This window comes from Chitinimonas sp. BJB300 (assembly GCF_002735695.1).
GTDB lineage: Bacteria > Pseudomonadota > Gammaproteobacteria > Burkholderiales > Chitinimonadaceae > Chitinimonas.
In genome coordinates this window covers 1-4,920 of the sequence record NZ_PDZH01000198.1, presented here as the reverse complement: position 1 = coordinate 4,920, position 4,920 = coordinate 1, and the positions used below count along the sequence as shown (strand labels likewise).

Below are 4,920 nucleotides of genomic sequence, written 5' to 3'. Positions count from 1 at the left end.
TGAATGCCTGAGCATCAAGACGCAGAAGAACCCATTCGCACTTTGTCGCAAGTTACTGATCAACGCCTCCCGCGCGGCTTATGATCAGTTACAGCTGCTTCTCGCAGCTACTGCGTAACATCAGTTACTGAATAAGAAATCAAAGAAAACCTAGTCATGCCTGAAATTGGTTCTCCTGAATTTGTCTTCTGGTTTCGTCAAGCAGCCCCTTATATCCATGCTTTTCGCGACCGTACTTTTGTCGTTGCCTTTGGCGGGGATTTGATTCGCGATGGTGATTTTGGCTCGTTGGCACATGACCTCAATACCCTGGTCAGTTTGGGCGTGAATCTGGTGCTGGTGCATGGCGCTCGCCCGCAGATCAGCCAACGGCTGGAAGAGGCTGGCCTGCCACTTCGCCTGGAGCGAGGGGTCCGGGTAACCGAACGTGATGCAATCGTCCCTGTATTGCAGGCTATCGGCCAGGTGCGCTTTGAGATCGAAGCGGGGCTGTCCATGGGCTTGGCCAACTCCCCCATGGCAAATGCGGATATCCGTGTTGCCGGCGGCAATTTCGTGACTGCCCAGCCTATGGGGGTGCGGGAAGGCGAGGACATGCAATACACCGGTGAGGTGCGCAAGCTGGATGTGGCAGCCATGCGCGATAGGTTGGAGTTTGGCGAGACGATTTTATTGTCGCCGCTTGGTTACTCCCCTACCGGTGAGGTTTTCAACTTGACCCTGGAAGATGTAGCGACCACTGCTGCCGTGGCCTTGGAGGCCGATAAGTTGATTTTCCTGCTTGATCAGCCCGGGGTAGTAGACGAAGGGGGCGAGTTGCTCAATGAAATGACTGCTGCGGAGGCTGAAGCCTATCTGCCCAATGAAGCCAATACGACCACCGACCTGGATTTCTACTTGCCTTGCTGCATCCGGGCGGTGCGCCATGGTGTGCAGCGTGCGCATTTGATCTCACGCCATTTGGATGGCGCGATGCTGACTGAACTTTTCACCCATGATGGTATCGGTACCATGATCTCGCGTGAGCCGCTGGAAACCTTGCGGCGTGCGGTGATCGATGATATTGGCGGTATTCTGGCATTGATCGAGCCGTTGGAAGAGCAAGGTGTGCTGGTGAAACGTTCGCGTGAGTTGCTGGAGCGGGAAGTAGAGCGCTTTGCAGTATTGGAGCACGACCGCAAGATTGTGGGCTGTGTCTCACTACATACTTTTGAGGAAAGCGAGATTGCGGAGTTGGCGGGTTTGGCGGTGCATCCCGATTATCGTGATGGTGGTCGTGGCGAGCAGCTGCTCAAGCATGTTGAGCGTGAAGCCAAGCGGCTCAAGATTACCCGATTGTTTGTATTGACGACCCGCACAGCGCATTGGTTTGTCGAACGTGGCTTTGTCCCTGCCGAGATTGATGTGCTCCCCATTAAGAAGAAAGAACTATATAACTGGCAGCGGCGCTCTAAAGTATTTATCAAGATCCTTTGAAACGTGAGATTTATGATTGGCGAACGCGCCCATTGCAACATCGGCGGGATACTATCCTTGCCTAGACTGGGCTCATGCATGATTTTTGATTGCAAACAAACTCGACTGAAGGATGGGTAATGCACGTCCCCTTCTTTCGAACACTGCGCGCCCGACTGGTACTGGCTATCCTGGTTGTGCAATTTGTTGTGCTGGCCGTGTTGCTGGCCAATGTCAACCGTGTCTGGTCGGATATGGTGTTGCGTGCCACCGAGGTGCGGGTGGAGGAATTGGCACGGCTGTTGAATGCCGCCTTGGCTCCGCCCATGGCTTCACTCGACTACACCCCGGCTGCGGAATTGCTTGATGGTATGCGTACCCCGGATGGCATCGATTACCTGGTGTTGTTTGATCATCAGGGCAAGGTGGTGGCCGCCCGTGGGTGGGATGTAGGTACTGCCTTGCCACCGCCGGATCAGTTGGAAGCCCTGCATTACCGCAATACCATCCCGCCTGTGGTACACGCCAGCATTGATATCAAGATGGCTGGTAAGCAATATGGCTTACTGCGCTTTGGCCTTTCAACCGAGTTGTTGAGTGAATCGGCCAACAGGGTGCTGATACAGAGCGCGACCGTGGTGGTGATTGGGGCGGTTTTGTCCGCCTTGGTACTGGCTTTGTTGGGTTTTTGGCTGACACGTCGTCTGTACCAGTTGATGGAAGCGGCAGAGCACCAAGCTACCGATGGTGCGCCCCAGTTGATCAAGGTCGATGGCGATGATGAGGTCAGCGCGCTGGCCACCCGCTTTAACCAGATGTCGATGGGTATGCAGGAACGGTTGGATGCGTTAAAGAAAAACGAAGAAAAGTTCCTCGCCATCGCGGACTACACCTATGGAGTGGAGCTTTGGCTGAACCCCGACGGCGAATTGGTCTGGGTGAATGCGTCGGTAACCCGTCTTACCGGTTATTCGGTGAAAGAGTGTATGGAGATGCGTTATTTCCCGCTGCCCTTGGCGACATTGGAAGAGCGCAATCGGGTTTCTGATGCAATCAAGGAGGGACTGACAGGCACCGCTGGGCAGGATTTCGAATTCCGCGCCATGAAGCGTGACGGGAAGGTGTTCTGGGCCGCGATGAGTTGGCAGTCCATTTACGATAGTGGCGATAACTATCTGGGTGTGCGTGCTTCGGTGCGTGACAATAGCCAGCTCAAGGAAGACCGGCTGGCAATGAAGCGCGCGATGTACGAGTTGCAACAGTCACAAGGGCTCAACCAGACTTATCTTGCCCGTGCGGAGAGCGAGCGTTCACGGTTGACGGCGCTGTTGTCCGCCATGCGTTTTGGTGTGTTGTTTGTCGACACGCATAATCTGATTGTGTTTCATAACCCTGCATTCAAAGCGCTTTGGCTTATTGATGAAAGTACTGCCATCACCAGCAAGCCCATTGGCCAGGTGCTGCAAAGTGCTTTGAATCGACCTGAAAATTACGATTTCGCCAGTCTGCTGGAAGCCAGTGAGAGCATGAATGCTTCTACGGATGACTATCCAGGCGATCTAAACATGAATGATGGCCGTATCGTCACCCAGCAGTGCTTTACCGTGCGGGACGAACAGAACCATGTTACCGGCCGGTTATGGGTGTATGAGGATGTTACGCAAGAGCATTTCCTGACTGAACGCATGGTATTCCTGGCCGAACGCGACGCCCTGACCGGCTTGTACAACCGCCATGCTTTCCAGGAACAGCTGAAGCGCATGTTGGCTGAGGCCGAGCGTAATCAGGAGAACGTGGCCGTTCTGTACTTTGACCTCGATGAGTTCAAATACGTAAACGATACGTTTGGTCACGGCGTTGGCGATGATTTACTCAAACGCGTGGCCGAGGAAATCTCTGGGCAGGTTCGCCGCAACGAGTTTTTTGCACGGCAGGGTGGCGACGAATTTGCCATTCTGGTGCCCAACTGTACCGAGGGGGACGTCACGAATCTGGCGACACGCATTGTCGCGACGGTTGCAGGTATCCAGTTTACGGTCGACGGGCAACCGCTGCGGCTTTCGTCCAGCCTGGGTGTGGCGATGTTTCCGATGCACGCCGAATCGGCGGAAGACCTGGTGGCCCATGCGGATACGGCCATGTATCAAGCCAAGTCGGCGGGCAAGGCGACATGGCGCATGTATCAAGCCGAACGTGACGCCAGCCGAGAGATGGTCAATCGGTTGACTTGGAATGAGCGTATCCAGCATGCGCTGGAAAATGATGGTTTTGTGCTGTACTTCCAGGGCATTTACGAAGCGGCCACTCGTGATGTAGCCCACCTGGAAGCCTTGGTGCGCATGAAGGACTCGAATAACCCGGGGCAAATCATCACACCGGGCCACTTCATTCCGCATGCTGAAAAGAGCGGCAAGATTCTGGATATCGACCGCTGGGTGATTGGCGAAGCGGTTCGCCTACTGGCTCGCTATCCAGCCATGCCTTCTGTCGCGGTGAATATTTCAGGCCGCAGCTTCGATGAAACCAGCCTGCCTGATTACATCAAGACCATGTTGGCCGAGCACCATGTAGAAGCCGCACGCTTGATGGTGGAATTGACGGAAACTGCCGCAGTGTCTGATATGCGGGATGCACAACGCTTTATCGAAGCCTTGCGCAATACGGGTTGCACTGTGTGTCTGGATGACTTTGGCGCGGGCTTTTCTTCCTTCGCCTATCTCAAGCATCTTAAAGCACATGTACTCAAAATAGATGGCTTGTTTATCCGTGACCTGCCCCGCGATCACGATAGCCAAGTGTTTGTGAAGGGCATGGCTGCGATTGCCCGCGATATGGGCAAGAAGACGGTTGCCGAATTCGTTGAGAATGAAGAAACCCTGCAAATGCTGGTCGAGTTTGGTGTGGACATGGTTCAGGGCTACTACCTCGATAAACCCACGCCAGATCATCCAGCCATTCACACCTTTGGCACTCACGAAACCTTTTCATCCGATGCGACTTAAGATTTTTTGATAGGGTTTCGCGTTCCCCTGGGCGCCTCAAATTTGGGTTTTAGAATCTGTTCAAGAACTTGTTTACGATTTGTCGCGAGCAGTTATCAGCGGGGTGAAGCGCAGCGCAGAAGCCGGAATGTACTTTTGTACATGAGGATTTCGAGCAGCACATGAGCCCTGATCACGGCTGCGCAGTAAAATCGTAAACGGGTTCTAAGTCTCGCGAGTTAGGGCGAGACAAGGCGGAAGCAGCCGAGGAAGTGGCGTTTACACAGGGTAAATGCGCATTCCGAGGGTGTTTTCAACTCCGTATTGCTGAAGTGCAGCAGACCTTGAACAGGTTATTAGCTGATGTTACGCAGTAGCTGCGAGAAGCAGCTGTAACTGATCATAAGCCGCGCGGGAGGCGTTGATCAGTAACTTGCGGCAAAGTGCGAATGGGTTCTTCTGCGTCTTGATGCTCAGGCATTCA

At 53.9% G+C, this 4,920-nt stretch carries 2 protein-coding genes; both read left to right on the top strand.

Translation table 11 applies throughout. From position 1 onward, the window contains the following. Positions 1–156 precede the first annotated feature (156 nt). Positions 157–1,476, top strand: coding sequence for an amino-acid N-acetyltransferase (gene argA, locus CSQ89_RS19915; RefSeq protein ID WP_099407767.1), 1,320 nt, complete (start codon positions 157–159; stop codon positions 1,474–1,476). A gap of 119 nt (positions 1,477–1,595) precedes the next feature. After that, complete coding sequence (locus tag CSQ89_RS19910; protein WP_099407766.1) at positions 1,596–4,457, top strand: EAL domain-containing protein; 2,862 nt, start codon at positions 1,596–1,598, stop codon at positions 4,455–4,457. Positions 4,458–4,920 lie beyond the last annotated feature (463 nt).